Genomic DNA, 20,447 nt, shown 5'->3' with positions numbered 1-20,447 from the left:
CTGGACGTCCAAATAAAAATAAGAAGGCTGACACATGACCAATGCTTCGCCACAACCGGCTAGCGCTAAAGCGCTATTACCTCTCGCATTATTCTTGATCCTGTTCTTAGGAACCGGATTGTATTTTCAAAGCGAAGGGGTCGAATACGCGTTTTACCAATTACCCAGCCCGGTTGCGATTCTGCCGGCCATAGTCCTTGGTATTTTACTCAGTAAGCAGGCATTTGAAGAGCGCATCGAAACCTTCGTTGGCGGCGTTGGCGACAACAACATTATTACCATGTGTCTCATTTACTTGCTGGCGGGTGCGTTTTCGACGGTGGCAGAGGCAACCGGTGGGGTCGACGCGATGGTGGCGCTTGGGCTAAATGTTATTCCGGCTTCTTTCCTGCTGCCCGGGTTGTTTATTATTGCCGGGGTTATCTCTACCGCTATGGGCACCTCTATGGGCACACTGGCGGCGCTGGCTCCGGTGGTTCTGGGCATTGGTGAAGCAACCGATATTAGCTTGCCGCTGCTGGCCGGGGTACTTGTTAGCGGTGCCATGTTTGGCGATAACTTATCCATTATTTCAGACACCACCATTGCAGCAACTCGTACACAGGGCTGTACCATGCGGGACAAATTCCGCGCGAACTTAAAAATTGCCATACCCGCGGCTATCTTTACCGTAATTTGGTTAGTCACTTACGACACCAGCCAGGTGCCTTTAGAAATTCCGGAAGCCAACTTGTGGCTGTCATTACCTTATTTCATCATTATTGTTTTAGCGGTTATGGGGCTTAATGTTTTTGCCGTACTCGGGCTTGGCATTGTATTAGCAGCCGCTTTTGGCATGTTCACTGTCGACTACGAATGGGTGGCTTTTAGTCAGGATATCTACGAAGGTTTTGGCAGTATGCAGGAAATCTTCCTGCTGTCGCTGCTCATTGGCGGCTTGTCGGCGTTAATTCGTCAGCAAGGGGGATTGGCTTTCTTAGCGGGTTTTGTCGAAAGCGCAGCGAATAAAGTCAGTAAACACAAGCAGCGGGCATCAGCTATTGGCGTGGCGGCCCTGACCGCTCTGACAAATCTATGCGTCGCCAACAACACCGTCAGTATCTTACTGGCCGGCGAAGTTAGTAAACGTCTGGCCAAAGTGGGCAATTTAGCACCGCGCCAAAGCGCCAGCTTATTGGATATTTTTGCCTGCGTTGTGCAGGGAGCTTTGCCTTACGGGGCACAGGCACTGTTGATGGGAGCCAGCTTTAAAATATCGCCACTATCGGTCAGTCTGCATACGGGGTATTGCTTTATTCTGGCAGCCGTGGCTATTGCCATTATCATCTGGCGCCGCCCTCTGGAAGACAGAGAGCCGACACCAGAAACAGCTTAATTAATAGGTACTGGGCAGTTCCATAATGCCGTCAATTTCGATTTGCGCGCCTTTCGGCAACTGCTTTACGCCGATAGCCGCGCGAGCCGGATACGGTTCTCTGAAATGCTTCGCCATGACTTCATTTACAATGGCAAACTGCCCCAGATCGGTCAGGTAAATCTGTACCTTTATCATGTCCTGCAGTTCGCCGCCGGATGCCTCACAAACAGCCGTCAGGTTTTTAAACACCTGCTCGGCCTGGGCCGTGAAGTCTTCGCTAACGAGCTCCATACTTTCAGGAACCAGAGGAATTTGTCCGGAAAGGTATACTGTCGTACCAATTTTTACCGCCTGCGAATAAGTGCCGATAGCTGCTGGCGCTTTATCCGTTGAAATAATCACTTTAGACATATTACTTCCTTAAGCGCGTCACGCGCTGAACATCCGGCATCTTGCGAATATGACGGATCACATCCGCTAAATGCTTACGGTTTTTTATCGTTAAAGCCACATCAATGAAATAAATGTTGGCATCAATTTCTTCGGTCTGCAGACCATCAATATTACAGCCCGTGGTTGCAATAGCCGATGTTAACTTAGCCAGCACGCCCTGATTATTGACAATTTCAATGCGAATTTCAGAAATAAACTCGGCTTCGGGTTTGTTATCCCACTCAACCGGGAAGTAACGCCCCGGGTCATCTTCATGGCCACGAACGTTTTTACACTCACGACGATGAATAACCAAACCTTTACCCGGACTCACATGGGCAATGATATCGTCGCCCGGAATGGGGCGACAGCATTTGGCAAAACTGACCAGCAGACCTTCTGCGCCTTTAATTGAGAGGCTTTTCTGTGATGCGTTGTCATCTTTTATCGGCTGTAAGTCGCCTAAAAGCCGCTTCGCAATGGCCACCGACATCATATTGCCCAGCCCAATTTGTTTCAGCAAATTCTCGCGGCTATCAATTTTTGTTTCCTGCAATACCCGCTTAAATTCCGACTCTGGAATTTCATCGTAACTGACCTGCCCGAGTGCTGAGCGAAGTAAGCGCTCACCCAACTGTTGCGCTTCGTCAGCTTCCTGACTTTTCAGGTACTGGCGAATTTTAGCCCGGGCTTTACCGGTTACCACAAAGTTTAACCAAGCAATATTCGGCCGCGAGTTAGGTGCTGTTTTTATCTCAACCGTTTGCCCGGTTTCCAGCGGTTTACTCAACGAATAAGTACGATGGTTAACTCTCGCACCAATACAGGTGTTACCAACGTCGGTGTGCACAGCGTAGGCAAAATCTACCGCGGTAGCGCCCTGAGGTAATTCGGTAATTCGGCCATCGGGACTGAACACGTATATTTCATCCGGGAATAAGTCAGACTTTACGCTTTCAATGAATTCAAACGAGTTGCCTGCACTTTGTTGTAACTCTAACAAGCTTTGCATCCACTTACGCGCACGCACCTGAGCCGTGGTACTGGAGTCATCCGATTGTTTGTACATCCAATGCGCGGCGACACCGCGGTCAGCCATCAGATCCATCTCTTCGGTACGAATCTGAATTTCTACCGGCACCCCGTGAGGGCCTTTCAAGGAGGTATGCAAAGACTGATAACCGTTCGACTTTGGAATAGCAATGTAGTCTTTAAACCGCGTTTCAATAGGCTTATACAAATTGTGCAGCGCCCCAAGAACCCGGTAACAAGTATCGACACTGTCCACAATGACGCGGAAAGCGTATATGTCCATGACCTGTTCAAACTTCACTTCTTTGGCCTGCATTTTCCGGTAAATGCTGTGCAGATGCTTTTCACGGCCAGACACCCGTGCCTGAATATTGTTACCGTCCAGGCGCGAACTGATTTCACTTTGCACTCGCTCGGTAAACTCGCGACGGTTACCGCGGGCACGTTTTACTTCTGACTCAAGCAATTTTCCACGCCAGGGGTACAGCGCCCAGAAGCCCAGTTGCTCCAGCTCATTTTTAATATCGTGCATACCCAGGCGGTGCGCTAAAGGTGCATAAATTTCTAAGGTTTCACGGGCAATACGGCGGCGTTTGTCGGGGCGCAAATGCTGAATGGTGCGCATGTTATGGGTGCGGTCAGCCAGTTTAATCAGAATAACCCGGATATCCTGCACCATCGCCATAATCATCTTGCGGTAGTTTTCGGCCTGGGCTTCTTCTTTGGAGTTGAACTGCAACTTATCCAGTTTAGACACGCCCTCTACTAAACTGGCAACAGTTGCCCCAAAACGCTCGGCCAGATCTTCCCGGCTGGTTTCAGTATCTTCAATAACGTCATGGAGTAAAGCCGCCATTAAGGTTTCGCAATCCAGCCTCATGTCAGCAAGCAGGCTTGCAACCGCAACCGGGTGCGTAATGTAAGGCTCGCCGCTGCTGCGTTTTTGCGAACTGTGGGCTTCGTTTGCTACAACAAAGGCATCACGAATACGTTCCACCTGCTCGGACGGAAGATACTCACTAACCTGAGCCTTTAAGCCTTCAAATAAGTACACCAGTTAACTCCCCGGGTAATACCGGACTATGAATATACTTTCAGAATAAGGGGATTTGACGGAATTGCCAACGGCATTGATGCCGTTGGCGAACAGAAACTTTTATTCGATACCGCGTAGTGCATCTACCGCACGCAGTTCTTCAGCGTCTTGCTGCTTTTGAGCCGCCTGATCTTCAATATCAAGGCGTTCATTGTCGATAAGGCCTTGCTCTATTTCACGCAAAGCAATAACAGTTGGTTTTTCGTTTTTTGTTTCAACTAATGGCTCTTTACCATTGGCCAACTGACGCGCGCGGCGTGAGGCTAACAAAATTAAATCAAAACGGTTACCAACACGGTCTACAGCATCTTCTACAGTTACGCGAGCCATGGTTTACTCCCAATAAAGCGTGAGTCGTATTTTTCGAAAGGCTAAGAATTATACGGAATTAAGGCCTATTATCCAAGCAATTCCTTCAATACGCTTGAATATCTTATTTGCTGATGCGGCATTTTTTGCCGCTGAGCTAAAACAATATGCTCCAGCGATGCCAGGCTGTTGTTAAAGTCATCATTTACCAGTAGATAGTCAAACTCATGATAATGCGACATTTCTGCCTGAGCTTTTGCCATGCGCTCAGCAATAACTTCGTCAGAATCCTGTCCGCGAACACGCAAACGTTCCTCCAGAATTTCCAGGCTGGGCGGAACAATAAAAACCGAACGCACTTCAGGGTGATGTTCACGAACCTGTTGAGCGCCCTGCCAGTCAATATCCAGAAACACGTCTTTGCCTTCAGCCAATAAAGACTCTACAACTTTACGGGAAGTGCCGTAATAGTTGCCAAATACACGTGCCCATTCGTAAAATTCACCGGCATCAATACGTTGCTCAAATTCTTCAGTACTGAGAAAGTGATAATGAACGCCCTGTACTTCTCCCGGACGCGGAGCACGTGTGGTGGACGATACAGACACCTGCATAGACTGATCAGGATGCTTTTCCAACAAAGCCCGAATCAGGCTCGATTTCCCTGCGCCACTCGGGGCCGCAATGATAAACAAATTCCCTAACACCGGAGACGCGGTCATAACGGGTTCTCTTTTAAAAAACGGACGATCACTGTTGGCGCGAAATAATAACACGGTTTCACACCGCGATGAAAATTGAGTAAAGTATGGCTTTTAAGGACTGGTGGTATTACTTTGCAGACTCAATCGGCGCCTGTCGCAAAACCGTCTAAATTCCCCCTGCTGTTCGGCTTGCTCGTACTGGTATTGCTAGGGCTTAATCTGCGCCCTTTGCTGACATCCGTAGGGCCACTAACCGATGAGCTACAAACCATCACAGGTCTGTCTTTCAGTGAGATATCGCTGTTAACGACACTGCCCATTCTAATGATTGGCTTAATGGCCTTATTTGCCGGGCGGGTGACAACAGCTTTGGGTTATCGGCAAGGTATTGGGCTGGGCTTGTTGATTCTGTGCGCAGGCCTTACCACCCGACTATTTGAGCCGACCAGCACCAGCATGATTACCAGTGCTTTAGTAGGCGGAGTTGGCATTGCATTACTGCATATCGTTATTCCGGAACTGACCAAACAACAGTATTTGAATCGCTTAGGCATGGTCACTGGCCTTTGGTCTGCGGCACTCATGGGCGGCGCGGCACTAGGTGCTGTCGCGACTCCATGGGCTGCAAATTTGTTACCTGAGCGCTTTCAGGCACTAGGCAGCTGGTCTCTTTTGGCGGCAATAGTGCTGATTATTTGGTACTTACCATTTAATCGCACACCGGTTGCCAGCATTCCTCCCCGACACCTGTTACTGCGGGCTCACCGTTACCCCCGGGCTTGGCTTCTGGGTATTTATTTCGCCCTGGTGAATGCCGGATACGCCGGATTTATTGCGTGGATAGCGCCATTTTATGGTGAATTCGGTTGGCCCGCACAAAAAGCAGGGAATTTACTGGCGCTATTTTCTCTGGTTCAGGTTATCGGCGCTTTGCTGCTGCCGGCTCTCTCGCGCACACAAGACCGAAGGTTGTGGCTAACAGCCGCGGTACTTATTCAAATGGCAGGCTTTGCGGGGTTAAGCTGGTTTCCGACCGAAGCTCCCTGGCTATGGTCGGCACTTTGCGGCTTTGGCTTAGGTGGCGCTTTCCCGCTATGCATTGTTATGGCGCTGGACCATATCGATAACCCTGTGCAGGCAGGACGCCTAGTTTCTTTTATGCAGGGTATTGGCTTTATGTTTGCCAGCCTGATGCCGTTATTAACCGGATGGTTCAGAGACGTTTCCGGCAATTACAGTTTCGGCTGGCAGTTACACATTATTGTCGGCATTCTTATTTTGCTGATAACCTGGCAATTTAACCCTAATAGCTACCGTGGCCTGTTTAACTTGCGGGAATAATTCTCGCAATTATATCATCGGCTAAGCTTTCCAGCTGCTGCCGCGGAATTTCTCGCCTGGCCATGGTGCGCAAACCAATAATATTCGTCTGTAATAAAAGCCCCAGACGTTCAGGAGACTGCGAACTACCGATTTCTCCACGCTGCTGCGCCTGCTGAAACGCCTCTGTAAAAAGCTGTTCAAATTTATCAAGATAACTTTGTACAGGCTCGCTAAACGCTTTGTCTTCCGGCGTAAATTCCAGCAAGGTTTTTACCAGCATACACGCCTGAGTTGGTGCACAGGTCTCTGTCATTACCGCAATGTTACGAAGGTACAAACTTATTCCCTGCAGCACCGAAGATTTCTGCGCTAAGGCTTGCTTAAACTCATCTTCTGCAAGAGAGGAGTATTCTTCAAGGGTCTCTTTAAATAAGGCTTCTTTATTGCCAAATGCAGCATAAATACTTCCTGGCCTCATATCCATTTCTTCCTCTATGTCTTTCATAGAGGTTGCGTGGTACCCCTTGCGCCAGAAAAGCTTCAGCGCATTGTTAAGCGCTGTTTCCCGGTGAAATTTAGGCGTTCTGGGCATTATTTTTATCCTTAATTATTTACCTGGGAGCAAGTATAGACCTGCTTGTTGTTAATTTCACTTTAAGAAGTGTTAAGAAAACATGATCTAAATGTCTCGGGCTCCACTATTAACCCATACATTTCGTACTTAGAGGTAACACAATGGAAATTGTTCAATTCGGTTCTGATGATATCGAAAACACCTTAGCTAAAATGTCAGACGACAAATTAAACGACATTGCGTTTGGTGCTATTCAGTTAGACGCCAGCGGTAAAATCATTCAATACAACGCCGCCGAAGGTGACATTACCGGTCGTGACCCGGGTGCTGTCGTTGGCAAAAACTTCTTTAACGAAGTGGCACCATGCACCAACAGCCCTGAGTTTAAAGGACGCTTCGACGAAGGCGTTAAAAACGGCAATTTAAACACCATGTTTGAATATGTTTTTGACTACGAAATGCAACCGACCAAAGTTAAAGTTCATATGAAAAAAGCTTTAACCGGCGACACCTACTGGGTATTCGTTAAGCGACTATAAAGTGACAGACTCACTTCAGCAGCACCTTATTGTTACTGTCATAGGCGATCTTATCGCCGATGAACTTGCGCGTATGCGTCCGGCTGAAAGTGAGTACTGGAAGCGTCGCCAATGGCATGAAGACGACACGTTAGTGGCAAAAAACAAGTCAACCAAAGACAATGGCGAGGATGACGTTGTAGTTGATTCGCTGGAACGACTGGCCTTAGCTGGCCGGGTAGTTCAGTTCTTTCATATGGGGGACAGCGGAGTGGAAGATTACCTTCTGCGCCGTAACAGTCTGGCTCAATGGGCTGAAGTTGTTCTGAAATCGCGGCAAGTTCACACCCAAAACTTAACAGTTACCACTTCCGGCAGCACCGGCCAACCCAAAGCCTGCGAGCATTCATGGAGTGCATTAGTTGAGGAAGTGAGAGAGTTTGTCCGTATCTTTGACAACGATTATGAGTTATCTCCAGTTCGTATTGTCGCTTTAGTGCCAAGCCACCATATTTATGGATTTCTGTTTACCGTATTGTTGCCACATCTTGTCGATGCGCCGGTTTTGCGTGGTTTCAAAGCTTATAGCCACGTTCGCAACGGTGGCTTACGTGCCGGAGATGTCGTTGTCGGTTTTCCTGAGTTGCTTACCCAGTTATCGTCAGAGATGCCGCCATTACCGCCCGGAGTACTTTTTATTAGCTCTGCCGGACCGTGCCCTGCCAGTACCTCGCACCAGTTATATGCCATAGGAGCAGCACGCACTGTCGAAATTTATGGTAGCTCTGAAACTGCAGGTATGGCTTACCGGAGTAAACCAGAAAACAACTACCGTTTGTTATCCCGCTGGCGCAGAAATACAGAAAACCATCAGCAGCTAATTGATAAGAAAACAAAGGTTATTTACGAAATACCAGATAATACCCAGTGGCATACAGAGGATGAATTCCAAATCACCGGACGAGTCGACAAGGCGGTTTCGATACGAGGAATCAATGTGTTCCCGGCTCATATTGCTAAGTGTCTGCGTCAACACCCGGCAGTTGCCGATGCAACGGTACGCCCGATGAGATCCGACGAAGGCTATGGACTGAAGGCCTTTATTGTTTTACAGGAGAATATTAGTGAAACGGTAACTGAACAAAGTGTTCAAACCTGGTTAAGTGACAACCTCTGTGCCGCGGAAATACCTGAACGAATTAGCTTTGGGGAGCAATTACCCATAAATTCTATGGGTAAGGCGCAAGACTGGAGTATCGATAACTCGCCAACGGGTAAGCCGTTAGATTAATTCAACGCACGCAATAACACATCGTCAAATCTTAGATCCGTTATCTGTGCACACTCTAACGCTATTTTGTGCTCAATTTCGTGCTGCTCTAACAACTGCCGGGTAGCCTTTAGGCAGTTCTTATTTTGCTCAGCTGACAACGTTGACATGAGTACAACGATAATTCCTTTTCCCAAGCAACCCGGAGTGTCGTAATCCTGAATATTCTGACGAACAATTTTACTGACCGCTTTTAAAGTTTCTGCGTTGTTAGCAACTCGCACGACCATCAAATAATACTGATGCTCAGAATGAGCCTGATATAAGCTAAAGCGCCGTTGCAAAGACTGCAGCATCAGCCTGCGATTATAAAACCCGGTGTGTTCGTCATTACCACCAGTTTCTCTGAGCCTGAGTTCCAGCTCTTTATAATCGGTAATATCCTGCGTGGTACCAAAAATAATTTCACGCCCGGCTTCGTCAATACGGTAAATCCCCGAGCGTCTTAACCATCGAATTTCACCGTCACCCAACATAACGCGATGCTCGACATCTCTCGCGCCGGACTGTTTAACGGCGTTTATTGCTTCTGTTACAGCTTGTCTATCTTCAGGATGAGTTCTTTCTAAAGTCAGAGCCAAGGAGGGGGTAACTTTGGCCTTGTTCAGTCCATGCAAATTGTACATGGTATCCGACCACTGCGACTGCCCGGTTTCTAAGTCGAGCTGCCAATGGCCTAACCCGGCAACTCGTTCAGCAAGCATTAAATTTCGCTGGTTCTCTTCAACTTTCAGCTCCAGCATTTTTCTCTCAGTAATGTCCAGCATCTGTCCATTCCAGAGTGTACTGCCGTCGGCCTGTTGACTGGTCACTGCGTGCCCGTATATCCAGCTTACTCTTCCATTTTTAATCACTCGATACTCTTTCACCCACAAATATTGATAGCGGGCAGAGTTGTGCATACTGCTCAAAACAGATTGTAAGTCGTCGGGATGAATAATTTCACTCAGCAATGTCACGTCATTTGCCAGTGACTCAGCAGAGCACCCAAAAATGGCCTCAACGCCCTGACTGACATAATTAAATTTCAATTGCCCGTCCGGTGAGCGTTCAAGCTGGTATAGCGCACCCGGTACCGAGTTTGCTAAATGTTCAAGATTAACCAAGCTTTTTTCAAAATCCATAAACTGCAACATGACTCTTTATCGACAACTATAACAGCCATAATCTTAACCTACAGGCCAGAAACTAGACAGCAAATAAATGCAAAGTGACCCATTACAAATCTTTTTAAGTAGTCTATATATAAATAAATCATAATAAAAACAGGAGCTTTTATGTCAGCCGAGAAGCGAAAGTGGCATTCAGCGATTTTACTGCCTGTCTTTCTTCCTGCGGTTATCGTTATAGCTTTACTGGTTGTAGGCACTTTAAGTGCCCCGGAAAAAGCCGGCGAGCTGTTTAGCTGGACTCTTGCTGGTATTACCGAAAATTTCGGTTGGTTCTACATGTTAGCCGTCGCACTTTTCCTCATGTTCATTATTGGCGTGGGTGTTTCAAGCTGGGGGAAAATTAAACTCGGCCCCGATCATTGCGAACCCGAATACAGTTTCACCTCTTGGTTTGCGATGCTCTTTTCAGCAGGTTATGGCATAGCCTTACTCTTTTTTGGTGTCTCTGAGCCCATACTACATTATGCCGAGCCCCCGGCTGGTGCGGCTGAAACCGTCGGCTCAGCTAAACAGGCGATGCAAATCGCTTATTTTCACTGGGGCTTTCACATTTGGGCAATTTACGGCCTGGTCGGTTTGGTTCTGGCCTATTTTTCATTTCGCCACGGCTTACCGCTCACCATGCGCTCAACCTTGTACCCACTCATCGGTGATAAAATTAATGGCCCCATTGGGCATACTATTGATACCTTCGCCATTCTCGGCACCATGTTCGGCATTGCCACCACGTTAGGGCTTTCGGTTATTCAAATTAATGCCGGTCTCAACTATTTGTGGGAAGACATTCCGGTCGGAACCACGGTTCAGGTTATCGCTATTGGCATTATTACCTTGGCCGCAATTGCTTCAGTAGTTGCAGGCATGGATAAAGGAATTAAACGATTATCTTTGATCAATATAGCTTTAGTCCTATTCCTGGTTCTGTTTGTTTTCGCGGTTGGGCCGACTATCCATATTCTGGAAACCTTCTTGCAAAATACCGGCGCTTACATAAGTGGCATTGTAGAGCGCACCTTCAATTTACAGGCCTATGAGCGCAGTGACTGGATTGGTAACTGGACATTATTTATCTTCGGCTGGACCATTGCCTGGGCACCTTTTGTCGGGCTGTTTATTGCCAAAATCAGCCGCGGCCGCACCATCCGCCAGTTTGTTTTTGGCGTTATGCTGGTACCAACCATATTCACTTTCTTCTGGTTTGCCGTATTCGGTGACACAGCGTTGAATATGATCATGAACGAGGGTTACACAACCTTAATTTCAGAAGTTCAGGATAACCAGGCAGTAGCGCTGTTTAAGCTCTACGAAAATCTGCCTATGACCAGTGTCCTGAGCTTCCTGACAGTACTGTTAATCATCACCTTCTTTGTAACGTCATCGGATTCTGGCTCATTGGTTATTGATTCATTGTCCTCTGGCGGCATGATGGAAACGCCTGTCTGGCAGCGTGTTTTCTGGGCGAGCACTGAAGGTATTGTTGCATCCGTATTGCTCGTAGCGGGTGGGTTAGGAGCTCTGCAAACCGCAGCTATTACCAGCGCGTTACCCTTTGCGATCATTATCTTAATATCGGCGGCGGGTATGTGGCGTGCGCTCATAATTGAAGGTCATCAGTCTAAAAGTCTTCAGAGTCACCGCCATTCTCATCGTCGCGGAGTCAACGAGGGAGCCGACTATTGGAAAAAACGTCTGGCTGGGCTGGTAGACTTTCCGAATAAAGAGTCAGTACTTAAGTTTATCAACGGACCAGCTACCGAAAGCATGAAAAAGGTGCGGGACGAGTTAAAAGATCAGGACTGGCCGGCAGAATTCCGAGCTGACGAAGAGCATAACCGCATTATTCTCAGCGTTGAGCGAAAAGGCGACTTAGAATTTGCTTACGAAATTCGCTTAAAAGACTACCTGCTGCCAGAGTATGCTTTAACTAACGATGAAGGCAGAGAAGTTTATTATCGAGCTGAAGTATTCCTCAGACAAGGTGGGCAGTCTTATAATCTATATGGTTATGAGCAGACTGATATCATCAACGATGTGATTAATCAGTTTGAGAACTATCTGCACTTCCGTCATAACAGTCCCGGAGTTCTCCCGTGGGACCTTGAAAAGCATGACGAAGACCTGAATGAAGACCTTGAATCACAAAAGTAAAAGGAACGTAAAGAAGCCGCTCTCCGGAGCGGCTTTTTAGTGGTCGGACTGTTGATAGCAGGAGACATGTGCGAGAATAGCCATATTGTCAGTATGGAGTTTAACTATCACTATGGAACGTGTTGATACAAGCCCGCAAAAGCTAAGCCCGATGCCCAGCATGTTACTGCGTTCTCTGTTAACGTTACAACGCAGCGATGAGTCAGCAGCAGAGTCTGAAACTTTGCTCAAAGAGTATTCTATTCCTGCGCCAACAGCTAAGCATCTGAGCCGTTATCAACAGTCGTTTGGTGGTTTTGTCAGTGATGTTCCTCTGGCCATGCTGTACTGCATTGCGCAAAGAGCTCATTTATCGCAAATGCTCGATGACAGCTTTCCCTGGCCTGCGCCTGGTCTGGTTCATGTCAGTAATAAAATTGAACGCCACCAGGTTATTTCTGCACAAGTGCCTTTTCAATTAGTATCCAAAGTGAAAGTACCCAAACGTGGTCCTGATGTTTCTCCGCGCCGACTGCGGCCTCAATTTGTGGTTGAGTTCTGGCAAAATAATGAGAAAGTAGCAACATGCTCCAGCGTTTATCAGGTTATGAGCGGACAAAACACCGGGTCAACGAAGAAATCGACGCCTCCAATAAAAGCATTTGAGCCGGAAGCCGGCTGGGAAAATCTCAGTCACTGGCAATTAGGCAGTGGTATGGGCCGACGCTATGCACGCATTTCCGGCGACTTTAACCCAATTCACCTGCATCCGCTGGTCTCACGCTGGTTTGGCTTTGAAAAACCAATTATTCATGGCATGTATATGATGGCAAGAGCTCAGGCTGAGCTTGAGCAGCGTCAGCAAAAAGCCGTAACTTATATCGACGTTACCTTTAAGCGCCCGGTTATTTTACCTGCACGGGTGCAGCTATGGGCGTCAGAGCAAGGTGATAAAACCAAATACGAAGTGCGCAGTGCGGATCACAGTTCATTGAAACTGGAAGGGTCAGTTCGTTTCGACTAACCCTTCCGGGTGGTGCATTACTGGTGCTTATAAACCTTGCCGTCTTTCATCACGAAACTCACATTTTGTAATACCGTGATGTCCTCCAGCGGGTTTCCTTTTACAGCAACAATATCGGCCAATTTACCTTCTTCAAGATGCCCAATATTGTCATTCTTCAGTATTTTCGCTGCCGTTTTAGTCGCTGACTGAATTGCCTCAGCTTCTGATACGCCGGCCTCTACCATGTACTGGAATTCAAGCGCGTTATCGCCATGCGCCGAAACTCCACTGTCGGTGCCAAAAGCGAAATTCACTCCAGCCTTGTACGCTTTAGCAAAAGTGTCCTGAATTTTAGGACCTATGGCACGGGCTTTGGGTCTGACCACATCCGGAAAATAGCCGTCAATTTCAGCTTTCTCCGCAACAAACTTACCGGCCAGAATTGTCGGAACCAAATAAGTACCATGTTCTTTCATAGCGGCAATCACTTCGTCATCCATGTAAGTGCCATGTTCCACCGAGGTGATACCCGCTTTTACAGCACGTAACATACCGGCTTTGCCGTGAGCATGGGCTGCAACGTGAAAGTTATAATCGTTGGCAATATCCACCAGAGCTTTTAACTCATCTTCGGTAAACTGCGGATTATCACCGCTGCTGGCCATACTTAAAACACCGCCGGTCGCGGTAATTTTGATGAAGTCCGCACCATCTTTATAATGCTGTCGTACCGCTTCACGGGCACCTGCGGCACTGTTGATTACGCCATCTTTAGGCGTAGGCCGCCCCATCAATTCCTCTTTCCAACTATTAGTCGGGTCAGCATGGCCGCCGGTTGTTGCCAGTGACTTGCCCGCAGAGTAGATTCGGGGACCGTCAACCACACCTGCATTCACTGCATCACGTAGAGCAATAGTCACATTATGAGAGTCGCCCGGATTTCTTACTGTAGTAAAGCCCGCGTTCAGAGTCTTCATCCCGTAATGCTGAGCAGTTAAAGCAAGATCAGCCGGATTTTCGGTAAACTGCTTTATATATGAGTTTGGCCCTGACTGACCGTCAAGATGCACGTGCAAGTCAATGAGGCCGGGTAAACAGGTATGAGAACTTAAGTCAGTAACCGAAGCATCGTCACCAGGACTGTTCACTTTTACCGCCGTAATTTTGTTATCAGTGACTTCAATATAGCGTTCGCCGGCCAGCCGAGCACTTTCACTATCAAAAACGTTTCCGCAATGCAGCCATTCACCGGCTTGAGCAGAATGACCGGCTAAGGCAACAGTCAATCCGATGGCTATCTTTTTCAGCATAGTTTTCCCTCATCTTCATTTTAGTTATTGTTCTTCTTTGATACTCCGAACTCTAACCAATTGCAACGACAGTGGCTAACATTGAGACAAAAAGTCAGTCTTTGTCGATAGTTACCGGAATAGGGGTACCCCAAAACTCTCGAATTTGTGCGTCGTTACTCACCAATGAAGCAAGCGTATAGTTGGACAGAAAGTCATAGAAGGTCTCTTTGCCCTGGTTAATCACATTTTTCAGCTCGCAAACAGGAAAAATAGCGCACTCGGGTTTATGGCAGTCGACCCAGTACTCATCACCCTCCAGTCTGCGTATGACTTTATCCAGCCGTATATCAGCCGGTTCAATAGCCAGCAGGAAGCCACCATTTTTGCCTCGACGTGTTTCAATTAGACCTTCTTTGCCTAATTGATGAACGACCTTATTTAAGTGATTGCGGGGAACATTGAATATGCCGCTCAACTCATCAATAGTGGCGCGCTTCGTATCCTCTTTTGCAGCCAGATACATAAGAACTCGCAGACCGTAATCTGTGTACTTTTTTAATTGCATGGTGGCGCCCTTTTGCCGTTATTCGCTCTGTTGCTTAAATGTCATTTGACGGCCCCCACGAGTGCTCAATATCAAGCGCCCTTTATCATCAATATTCACTTGATAAACTCGCTCCAGAACACTGCTGAACTCTTGCGAGAGTTCGTTAGCCTCGCCACTGCACGCCATTTTTGTGCTTCCTGTAATACGAATTTGAGCGAGTTCTCCACCCATGTTGTAGTTCCCAAAATAACGATTACAACCATTAAAACCGGCAAGCTGGCTGTCTTTCAAAAACTGAATTGTCGGCGGTTTAGAATGAATGGCATGGCCTTCAAATTCAGAGAGCTCCCAGGTAGCCCCCTGAAGTAACCATTCGCTATCGCCGCCGCAGCCAGAATACATGCGGTCAGATTCTTGTAAGTCGACTTGATATGGATATAAACGTCCGCTCATCGAATCGCGACATAGCCTGTTAATAACAATAAGATGTTTATCGGTCGTCGACTCAATACGCCATTCATAAGGTTGCTCAGAAACAACCTCCGCGGCGACTAAATCAATAATTGCTTCGCTCTCAGGAGTGGTCAGTGCCATATGCTGTGGGTTTACCGCCACTTGCCAAAAAGGCTCATTACCTCTTGCCGTAAAATGTTTGGGTAAAGTTCCCTGCTCGATGCAAAGCGGCATTTCCTGACCCCGCCAGATAATATCGGCTTCGTTACCTTTATTCCAGACTTGAGTTAATGGCTCTTTATCATTTGAGTAGCGAGCCCCGGAGCCACTCACAGCCTGAGGTAACTCTTCCTGTTGTGACCCGTAACTTAACAGCACACCGTCTTCTTTTTGCAGTACACTGAGCTCGCTGGCACCACACTGGTAATATGTCGGCACTTGCTCTTTCGGAGTTAACAGGGCGCAACCTGACAGCAGCATTACAACGAGAATAGAGACACTTCCTTTCATATGTATCGCGGGCATACTTGCCATCCTTATATTTTTAACCGTTAAGTTAGAATTCTATAGATCGCGCTGGTAATTGCATTAATTCTTCCAAGTCTTTTTCAAATCTGTGGAAGCAGCGCCAGAATCAAGAGCTAGATCAAAAAACAACGGAATCTATTATTGCGAATCATTCTTATTTTAATTATCATCCCCTCGAATTTAATTAATCTAAAATAACTTTTTAACAAAGGTGAACCGAGTCCGTTATGAAGAAAACGATCTTAGCCAGCACCATATTGGCCGCTCTTGCAACTCCCGCTATGGCCAATAACGCCAACGGCGATACCGATATCGAGCAAATCAAAATTATTGGCAGTAAAACAGACGCCCGCAATGTAGCCGGCTCCAGCGCCGTCATTGACGAAGAACAGATGCGCATTGAAGTTCCGAGCGACATCAACCAGTTAATGAAAACCATCCCGGGTGTTTATGTCCGTGAAGAAGATGGCGAAGGCCTACGTCCGAATATCGGTATTCGTGCTGCAACAGCAGGGCGTGTCAGCAAGGTCACGCTGCTGGAAGACGGTGTCATGATGGCTCCGGCACCTTATTCAAACCCGGCCGCCTACTACTTCCCGACGACCTTCCGTATGTCGTCAGTTGAAGTATTAAAAGGTGCACCTTTATTACGTTACGGCCCGCAAACAACCGGCGGCGTTTTAAACCTGGTTACAACACCTATTCCAGAAGACTTTGGTGGGCAGGTTCTGACTCAGTTTGGCGAAAACAGTAGCCGTGACATTCACGCTCATGTGGGCGGCACTGAGGGTCAATGGGGCTTTTTATTAGAAACCGTGCAACGCAGCAGCGACGGCTTTAAAGAAATTGACCGTAGCAGTCGCGATGCCGGTTTTGATATTGAGGACTATGTTGCAAAACTGCAGTGGACTGGCGATCGCCAGAGTCTATTAGCTAAAGTTCAGTACTCCGAAGAAATCTCAAATGAAACCTATCTTGGCCTGACTGATACCGATTTTGCTGAAAATGAAAATCGCCGTTATGGCCTTTCTGAAATTGATCAGATGGATAACTCCCACAAAGGCTACAGCTTAAACTACGCTTTTGAAGCAACTGATAATCTTACTTTTAATATTTTAGGCTACTACAACGACTATGCTCGCAACTGGTTCAAACTGGATGGCGGTAATGCATACGTCAGTGCGGCTAATAACGGTGACGCCGATGCATTAGCTATTTTGCAAGGCACTCAGGATGAAGCCGGTTTGAACTACAAAAACAACAACCGAGCTTATGAATCTAAAGGCATTGAAGCCAATGCTCAGTTTGCTTTAGGAACTCATAACCTTGAAGTAGGTGTTCGTGACCACAGCGACGAGATGGATCGTTTTCAGCCGGTTGAAATTTATGATCAGGTTAACGGCAGCCTCGTCTACCAGGGCGAAGTTATGCCTACCGGCGGCAATAACCGTTTAGAAGGCGCTGACGCAATCAGCTTCTGGCTGACAGATCAGTGGCAGGCAACAGAAGACCTTAATGTACACTTTGCGCTGCGTTATGAAGACGTAGAGTCTTATCGTAATCAGTTTGCTGATTCAGCCCGCGAGCAACTGGACAGCACGCGTTCAAACGATAGCGACGAGTGGTTGCCGGGCTTATCCTTCACTTATGACGTGAACGAAAACTGGCAGGTTCTGGCTGGCGCACATAAAGGATTTTCTCCTTTAGGCGGCGGTGCGAAAGACTTCCAGGAACCAGAAACCAGCAATAACTACGAAGCCGGTGTTCGTTTTAACCAAGGTTCATTCTTTGCGGAAGCCATTGGTTTCTACAGCGACTTTAGCGACACCACACAACAGTGTTCAATTGCTAATCCGTGTGACAACGGTGCTGAATCGGGCTCTTATGTTCTGGGTGAATCGACCGTAACGGGTCTGGAGTTACAGGCAAGCAATACCTTTGAACTTGGTCAGTTCCTTATGCCAGTTGATTTTGCTTACACCTACACTAAAGGTGAAATCAGTCAGGACAATGCGGTGACAGGTTTGATGGACGGCGATGAACTGAATGACATTCCGCAGAATACGTTCAGTGTTCGCGTTGCGCTAGATAACAACAAAGGCTGGGTAAACTATGTGGTCGGTAAATACATTGACGAAATGTGCGTCTCTGTTGGCTGCAACCGCGACAACAGCCGTTTTAACAAAACCGAATCATTGTTTGTGACCGATTTTGTCAGCCGCTACGAAATGAACAACAACATGGCGGTTTATTTCAAAGTTGAGAACCTATTCGACCAACAGAAGATCGTTGCTCGCTCACCACATGGCGCGCGTCCGAACAAACCTCAAACCGCTTCTTTCGGTGTGGAATACTCTTTCTAAAAGCCAATCCCTCCCTGCATTTGTTATGGCCCCATTTTTATGGGGCCATTTTTTCTGGGCCGCCTTATTGCGCTAAGCTAATAAGGTAATCCGCTAACGCGCCCATGCCTGTTTTCTTAACACCCGCTTCGCGTTCTGCACTTTGATTATAGTTAGTGTTGGTGTTCACATCGTAAACGTACAGCTCGCCTTTTGCGTCTTCGATAAACTCAATGCCAGCCACATCAATATCATTGGCTTTTAAAAAGGCTTCCAGCGCAAAAATAATTTCATGGTCATTAAAGCGCTGCGTAATAGTGAATTTATTGGGTTGATTGCCATCAGCAGGCGCTTCGCTGGTTGGACAAAACGCATCATCCACACTGCAAACATCGGCAGGGCATAACTCGAAGCCTTGCTCAGTATTAACGTTAACCGCGTAAACAAATTTCTGCCCGACAAACTCGCTGCGCGTAATATGCGGTTGCTTTGGCTGAATATATTCCTGTAACAGCCAAATGCCATCTAAAGGCTCTTCATAATCATCGCTGTTTATGTAGCTCTTTAAGCCAGCAACATCATCAAACTTAATAACACCTAAGCCTTTACCACCGCGGTTAGGTTTTAAAATCAATGGCCACTCGGCAAATTTCTCAGCGGCCTCGGTCAGCAGCTCTTTCCCCACCACAGCCTGTGTTTTAGGCACGTTAAGGCCGGCTTTTTGTAATGCCGCATACTGCGACAGCTTACACACCTCCAGCGCCAGCACCCGGGTACCATTAACCACGGTTCTATTACTGTTTTCCAACCAGGTTAACGCCATGCGAGTCAGCTCCGGTGCAAAACGATGTCCTCTTGTATGCGAGGAGGCACTCATACGATTATAGTAAACCGCATCTTCCGGAAGCTCGGAAAAAGGTATAACCCCCGTATCCAGGAACCATTCTTTGGCTTGCACACCGCGTTTCTCAAACTCTGCTCTTAGTGGCACCAGCCACTCTTCATTTTCGTGCAGAATAACAATATCTCGCATGGTTACCTCTTAGCGTCTCAGCTGATGTATCAGCAGAACTACGACAATAAAAATAAGCCCTGACAACAATACCTGCCAGGGAACAAAAACGACCAGTCCAAGACAACTGACTAAACCTAGTATGGATACCCATTTAGGCACAAAACGATCACTTTTTGTGACCTTCAATGCCGCTAAATTCGTGATGCCATAATACACTAAAACCGTGAAGGCACTGAACGACCATGCGGTCTTTATATCACCAATTGCGACCAGCACCAGCATGACAACACAAGTTAACCAGGTTGCCGATGGCGCCGAGGTTTGTTGGTCATTTAAATTAGCAAAGCGCATTGGCAAATCAGCTCTGCGCCCCATGGCCAGAACCACCCGCGATACCCCCAAAATTAAGTTGAGAATAACTCCGCTCATAGCAACCACTGCACCCACGGCCACTAACCATTGTATTGGTCCAGTTGGCAACAAACTCGCCAAAGAGAAGTGCTCCGCCTGAAAGTCCGCTATGCTGGGAAAATGCAAGAGAGCGCTACCAACGCCCAAATACAGAAGCGTCACAACCGCCAGAGTTAAAATAACGGCCAGCGGAATAACCTGACGCGGATTTTGTACCTCTTCCCCCATAGTGGCAATACGTCCGTAACCTGTGTAGGCAACAAAAAGCAGAGCTGCCGCCTGCAAAACGTGCCACCACTCGACCAAAGCCCGCTCAACAACAACGGCGGTTTGTTGATGACCTGTAATAATAAAAGCCAGCAGAGCCACTATGCTCACCGTAACAATGGCTGCATTAACCCAGTTTGTGCGCTTAACGCCCCCCAGTACTAATAACGTAAATAGCACCAATACTGCGGCGGCTATCCACTGTGCTAAATATTCAGGTATTGCCGTGACATTCGTCACATACCAGCCTACCGCCAGCGCAGCGGTTGCCGCTGACGCACTTTTTGCTACTACGAACAAGCTACCCGCCGTTACGCCATAAGCCGGGTTCAAAAACCGATAACCATATTCATAGGTGCCGCCGCTTACTGAATGTGCGGAAGCTAACTGAGCCGAAGACAGGCCATTGCATAAAGCCGTTACTGCCGCAATGAGAATGGCCCATAAAACGGCACCACCGGCAATATCCGCACCAATACCCACACTAACGAACGCACCGGTACCTAAAATGGAACCCAGCCCTAAAACTATAGCTCCAGCCAGCGAGGTGGAACGCACGAGTTGTTGACTCATAGGCTGCCCTTTTTTCTTTCGTTGGTTATTCAGTCACTT

At 47.5% G+C, this 20,447-nt stretch carries 18 protein-coding genes; 7 read left to right on the top strand and 11 right to left on the bottom strand.

Translation table 11 applies throughout. From position 1 onward, the window contains the following. Positions 1-34: 34 nt before the first annotated feature. Positions 35-1,375: a Na+/H+ antiporter NhaC family protein gene (locus tag ACP7H9_RS08005; RefSeq protein WP_034822693.1), complete on the top strand. Its 1,341-nt coding sequence runs from the start codon at positions 35-37 to the stop codon at positions 1,373-1,375. Here the strand turns inward: ACP7H9_RS08005 and ACP7H9_RS08000 are convergent, their stop codons facing one another. The 4 genes from ACP7H9_RS08000 to gmk form a co-directional block, all read right to left on the bottom strand. After that, positions 1,376-1,768 carry a RidA family protein gene (locus ACP7H9_RS08000; protein ID WP_011235605.1) on the bottom strand — a complete coding sequence of 131 codons (393 nt, stop codon included), beginning with the start codon at positions 1,766-1,768 and terminating at the stop codon, positions 1,376-1,378. Position 1,769: 1 nt separating this feature from the next. After that, entirely contained in the window at positions 1,770-3,875 is a 2,106-nt protein-coding gene (spoT, locus tag ACP7H9_RS07995) for a bifunctional GTP diphosphokinase/guanosine-3',5'-bis pyrophosphate 3'-pyrophosphohydrolase (RefSeq protein WP_034822695.1), read from the bottom strand. Positions 3,876-3,977: 102 nt separating this feature from the next. After that, a complete protein-coding gene (rpoZ, locus tag ACP7H9_RS07990; protein ID WP_011235607.1) occupies positions 3,978-4,247 on the bottom strand; it encodes a DNA-directed RNA polymerase subunit omega in 270 nt (89 codons plus the stop codon). Between the two features lie 68 nt (positions 4,248-4,315). Next, positions 4,316-4,948: a guanylate kinase gene (gene gmk, locus ACP7H9_RS07985; RefSeq protein ID WP_011235608.1), complete on the bottom strand. Its 633-nt coding sequence runs from the start codon at positions 4,946-4,948 to the stop codon at positions 4,316-4,318. Between the two features lie 114 nt (positions 4,949-5,062). On the opposite strand from gmk, the gene ACP7H9_RS07980 reads away from it, so the two are divergent. After that, on the top strand, positions 5,063-6,271 hold the full coding sequence (locus tag ACP7H9_RS07980; RefSeq protein ID WP_051018795.1) for a CynX/NimT family MFS transporter: 1,209 nt from the start codon (positions 5,063-5,065) through the stop codon (positions 6,269-6,271). Here the strand turns inward: ACP7H9_RS07980 and ACP7H9_RS07975 are convergent. Further along, positions 6,255-6,845, bottom strand: coding sequence for a TetR/AcrR family transcriptional regulator (locus ACP7H9_RS07975; RefSeq protein ID WP_034822697.1), 591 nt, complete (start codon positions 6,843-6,845; stop codon positions 6,255-6,257). The two genes, ACP7H9_RS07980 and ACP7H9_RS07975, sit on opposite strands and share 17 nt — an antisense overlap. Positions 6,846-6,988: 143 nt before the next feature. On the opposite strand from ACP7H9_RS07975, the gene pyp reads away from it, so the two are divergent. After that, positions 6,989-7,366, top strand: a complete 378-nt coding sequence (gene pyp / locus ACP7H9_RS07970) for a photoactive yellow protein (RefSeq protein WP_034822699.1) — start codon at positions 6,989-6,991, stop codon at positions 7,364-7,366. A gap of 1 nt (position 7,367) precedes the next feature. Continuing rightward, positions 7,368-8,636 carry an AMP-binding protein gene (locus tag ACP7H9_RS07965; protein ID WP_439222547.1) on the top strand — a complete coding sequence of 423 codons (1,269 nt, stop codon included), beginning with the start codon at positions 7,368-7,370 and terminating at the stop codon, positions 8,634-8,636. On the opposite strand, the gene ACP7H9_RS07960 is transcribed toward ACP7H9_RS07965, so the two are convergent. Then, positions 8,633-9,799, bottom strand: a complete 1,167-nt coding sequence (locus ACP7H9_RS07960) for a PAS domain-containing protein (protein WP_439222546.1) — start codon at positions 9,797-9,799, stop codon at positions 8,633-8,635. The genes ACP7H9_RS07965 and ACP7H9_RS07960 overlap by 4 nt on opposite strands. 153 nt (positions 9,800-9,952) lie before the next feature. On the opposite strand from ACP7H9_RS07960, the gene ACP7H9_RS07955 reads away from it, so the two are divergent. Both ACP7H9_RS07955 and ACP7H9_RS07950 read left to right on the top strand, forming a co-directional pair. Further along, positions 9,953-11,995, top strand: coding sequence for a BCCT family transporter (locus ACP7H9_RS07955; protein ID WP_439222545.1), 2,043 nt, complete (start codon positions 9,953-9,955; stop codon positions 11,993-11,995). Positions 11,996-12,107: 112 nt separating this feature from the next. Then, the gene (locus ACP7H9_RS07950; protein ID WP_439222544.1) at positions 12,108-12,998 is read left to right on the top strand and encodes a MaoC family dehydratase; all 891 of its coding nucleotides are present in this window, start codon (positions 12,108-12,110) and stop codon (positions 12,996-12,998) included. A 17-nt stretch (positions 12,999-13,015) separates the two neighbouring features. On the opposite strand, the gene ACP7H9_RS07945 is transcribed toward ACP7H9_RS07950, so the two are convergent. From ACP7H9_RS07945 to ACP7H9_RS07935, 3 genes are all read right to left on the bottom strand, one after another. Further along, positions 13,016-14,290 carry an amidohydrolase family protein gene (locus ACP7H9_RS07945; protein WP_439222543.1) on the bottom strand — a complete coding sequence of 425 codons (1,275 nt, stop codon included), beginning with the start codon at positions 14,288-14,290 and terminating at the stop codon, positions 13,016-13,018. A 94-nt stretch (positions 14,291-14,384) separates the two neighbouring features. After that, the gene (locus ACP7H9_RS07940; RefSeq protein ID WP_439222542.1) at positions 14,385-14,837 is read right to left on the bottom strand and encodes an RrF2 family transcriptional regulator; all 453 of its coding nucleotides are present in this window, start codon (positions 14,835-14,837) and stop codon (positions 14,385-14,387) included. A gap of 18 nt (positions 14,838-14,855) precedes the next feature. Continuing rightward, entirely contained in the window at positions 14,856-15,797 is a 942-nt protein-coding gene (locus tag ACP7H9_RS07935) for an META domain-containing protein (protein ID WP_439222541.1), read from the bottom strand. Positions 15,798-16,027: 230 nt separating this feature from the next. Here ACP7H9_RS07935 and ACP7H9_RS07930 point away from each other — a divergent pair, with 230 nt between their 5' ends. Beyond that, a complete protein-coding gene (locus ACP7H9_RS07930) occupies positions 16,028-18,163 on the top strand; it encodes a TonB-dependent receptor family protein (protein ID WP_439222540.1) in 2,136 nt (711 codons plus the stop codon). A gap of 64 nt (positions 18,164-18,227) precedes the next feature. On the opposite strand, the gene ACP7H9_RS07925 is transcribed toward ACP7H9_RS07930, so the two are convergent. Then, positions 18,228-19,175, bottom strand: coding sequence for an ATP-grasp domain-containing protein (locus ACP7H9_RS07925; protein ID WP_011235620.1), 948 nt, complete (start codon positions 19,173-19,175; stop codon positions 18,228-18,230). Between the two features lie 9 nt (positions 19,176-19,184). Continuing rightward, positions 19,185-20,408, bottom strand: coding sequence for an APC family permease (locus ACP7H9_RS07920; protein ID WP_439222539.1), 1,224 nt, complete (start codon positions 20,406-20,408; stop codon positions 19,185-19,187). Positions 20,409-20,447: the final 39 nt, after the last annotated feature.

The sequence above is a fragment of the Idiomarina sp. ST20R2A10 genome, from assembly GCF_051842345.1.
Classification (GTDB): Bacteria; Pseudomonadota; Gammaproteobacteria; order Enterobacterales; family Alteromonadaceae; genus Idiomarina; species Idiomarina loihiensis.
The sequence above is the reverse complement of the archived record's forward strand: the minus strand, read 5'-3'. Positions and strand labels throughout refer to the sequence as shown.

Coding starts and splice junctions, on each gene's coding strand:
- ACP7H9_RS08005 (WP_034822693.1), top strand. CDS start 35: ATGACCAATGCTTCGCCACAACCGGCTAGCGCTAAAGCGCTATTACCT.
- ACP7H9_RS08000 (WP_011235605.1), bottom strand. CDS start 1,768: ATGTCTAAAGTGATTATTTCAACGGATAAAGCGCCAGCAGCTATCGGC.
- rpoZ (WP_011235607.1), bottom strand. CDS start 4,247: ATGGCTCGCGTAACTGTAGAAGATGCTGTAGACCGTGTTGGTAACCGT.
- gmk (WP_011235608.1), bottom strand. CDS start 4,948: ATGACCGCGTCTCCGGTGTTAGGGAATTTGTTTATCATTGCGGCCCCG.
- ACP7H9_RS07975 (WP_034822697.1), bottom strand. CDS start 6,845: ATGCCCAGAACGCCTAAATTTCACCGGGAAACAGCGCTTAACAATGCG.
- pyp (WP_034822699.1), top strand. CDS start 6,989: ATGGAAATTGTTCAATTCGGTTCTGATGATATCGAAAACACCTTAGCT.
- ACP7H9_RS07960 (WP_439222546.1), bottom strand. CDS start 9,799: ATGGATTTTGAAAAAAGCTTGGTTAATCTTGAACATTTAGCAAACTCG.
- ACP7H9_RS07955 (WP_439222545.1), top strand. CDS start 9,953: ATGTCAGCCGAGAAGCGAAAGTGGCATTCAGCGATTTTACTGCCTGTC.
- ACP7H9_RS07950 (WP_439222544.1), top strand. CDS start 12,108: ATGGAACGTGTTGATACAAGCCCGCAAAAGCTAAGCCCGATGCCCAGC.
- ACP7H9_RS07945 (WP_439222543.1), bottom strand. CDS start 14,290: ATGCTGAAAAAGATAGCCATCGGATTGACTGTTGCCTTAGCCGGTCAT.
- ACP7H9_RS07940 (WP_439222542.1), bottom strand. CDS start 14,837: ATGCAATTAAAAAAGTACACAGATTACGGTCTGCGAGTTCTTATGTAT.
- ACP7H9_RS07935 (WP_439222541.1), bottom strand. CDS start 15,797: ATGCCCGCGATACATATGAAAGGAAGTGTCTCTATTCTCGTTGTAATG.
- ACP7H9_RS07930 (WP_439222540.1), top strand. CDS start 16,028: ATGAAGAAAACGATCTTAGCCAGCACCATATTGGCCGCTCTTGCAACT.
- ACP7H9_RS07925 (WP_011235620.1), bottom strand. CDS start 19,175: ATGCGAGATATTGTTATTCTGCACGAAAATGAAGAGTGGCTGGTGCCA.
- ACP7H9_RS07920 (WP_439222539.1), bottom strand. CDS start 20,408: ATGAGTCAACAACTCGTGCGTTCCACCTCGCTGGCTGGAGCTATAGTT.